General features: G+C 65.7%; 1 pseudogene. It reads right to left on the reverse strand.

Annotated elements, in window-relative coordinates:
- A pseudogene (locus KVS69_RS20675) lies at positions 1-233 on the reverse strand (DNA polymerase IV); the annotation flags it as partial.

Consider the following 233-nt stretch of genomic DNA (forward strand, 5'->3'; position numbering starts at 1 on the left):
CGACGTCTTCAACTTCAACACCACCGTGTGCCCCACCCGGCCCGTCTTCCGCGTTGCGTTCCACGTCTTGCCCGCCAGCCCCACGATCGCCGGCTCCAACGCCTCCAGTGGCAGATCCTCCGCGAACGTATCCTCCGACGAAAACGACTGCACCGGCTGGTCCGGCTCCACCGGACGCTCATCGATACAGCGCGCGCACCGGTACAGACACGCACCGAAACTGCCGAAGCGAC

The organism is Stenotrophomonas sp. GbtcB23, assembly GCF_019091045.1.
Lineage (GTDB): Bacteria > Pseudomonadota > Gammaproteobacteria > Xanthomonadales > Xanthomonadaceae > Stenotrophomonas > Stenotrophomonas rhizophila_A.